1 protein-coding gene is annotated in these 1,651 nt (G+C 74.0%); it reads right to left on the minus strand.

What is annotated here, in order from left to right; genetic code table 11:
- Positions 1 to 1,637 (minus strand): amino acid adenylation domain-containing protein (locus EV374_RS32315; protein WP_486486078.1); only part of this gene is annotated, 1,637 nt, incomplete at its 3' end.
- Positions 1,638 to 1,651 lie beyond the last annotated feature (14 nt).

Here is a 1,651-nt window from a genome sequence, read left to right on the forward strand (position 1 = left end):
CCGTCGGTGCGGAGGCGGCAGAGGTCGCCGGTGCGGTAGAGGCGGCTGCCGGGTGGTCCGTACGGGTCGGGCAGGAACCGCTCCGCCGTCTGCCCCGGACGGCCGAGGTATCCCCGGGCCAGCCCGTCGCCGGCGATGCAGAGTTCGCCGGGTGCCCCGGGCGGCACCAGCCGCAGCTCGGCGTCGAGGAGGTGGACGCGGGCGCCGTCGATCGGGGTGCCGAGGTCCGGGCGGTGGGTCCCGTCCGGGCGCACCGGCCCGGCGGTGGCGACGACCGCGGCCTCGGTGGGCCCGTAGTGGTTGACCAGGGCGTAGGGGGTGCGCGCGGAGGGCCGGGTGGTGAGGGCGTCCCCACCCGTGAGCAGCGTGCGCAGCGTGGAGGCGGGTGGCGTCGGCAGCCGCAGGATGCCCTCGGCGATCGGGGTGGGCACGAAGGCCTCGGTGAGACCCTGTCGGTGCATCCAGTCGTGCAGCGCGGCGGGGTCGAGGCGGTGGGCCGGGTCGGCGATGTGCAGGGTGGCGCCGCTGACCAGCGCGGGCCAGATCTCCCACACCGCCGCGTCGAAGCCGAGGCTGGCGATCTGCCCGTGGTGCTCGCCGGGCCCGCTGGGATAGGTGTCGAGGTGCCACCGGACGAGGTTCGCCAGGGCGTGGTGGGCGACCATGACGCCCTTGGGCGTGCCCGTCGAGCCGGAGGTGTGGATGACGTACGCCAGCTGCTCCGGGTGGATGTCGACCTGGGGTGCCGCCGGGGAGGCGGAGCGGGGCGGGGCGAGGGCGACGACGCCGGGGGGTGTGTCGGTGTCGTGGGGGTCTTGGGTGATGAGGATGGTGGTGGCGGAGTTGGTGATGAGGTGGTGTCGGCGTGCGGGTGGTGCGGTGGGGTCGATGGGGAGGTAGGCGGCGCCGGCTTTGAGGACGGCGAGCATGGCGGTGATGGCGGGTGTGCCGGGTGGGAGGCTGACGGCGATGGGGTGGTCGGGTCGGGCGCCGTGGTGCAGGAGTTGGTGGGCGAGGTGGTTGGACCGCTCGTCGAGTTCGCGGTAGGTGATCGCGCCGGTCCCGTCGACGACGGCGAGTGCGTCGGGTTGGCGTCGGGCCGTCTCCGTCACCAGCCGGGGCACGCACCCGCGAGCGCCGTCCGACCATCCGGCCATGGTGTCCGGCTCGGTGGCCTGGACGTCCGTACCGTCAGCGGGGTCGGCCCCGGCCAACCGCGTCGCACGAGCCGGGTCCGACCCGCTCCGCCGCCCCGTGGAGACCGTCGCGAGCCGCCGGCGCTGGTCGTCGGTGACGGCCTCCACGGTGGACAGCCGTCGGTCGGGATCGGCCAGCACGGCGGCGACCAGGGCGCGGTAGCTGTCGGCCAGGTCGGCCATCGTGCCGGGCTCGTACAGGTCGCGGGCGTAACTGAAGTACACGTCGACGGTGTCGGTCCCCACCTCCGCGTGGACCGTGAGGTCGAACTTCGCGGTTCCCGGTTCGATCGACACCGGCCGCATCGTGGCGGTGTGCAGCGGCATGGGGTCGTCGGCCATGCCCGTGGCGTTCCCGCCGGTGAAGACGGTCTGGATGAGGGGTGGGGTGTGGCGGTCGCGGGTGGGTCGGGTGTGTTCGACGAGTTTGTCGAAGGGGATGTCCTGGTGGGTGA

It is taken from the genome of Micromonospora sp. CNZ303 (assembly GCF_004345505.1).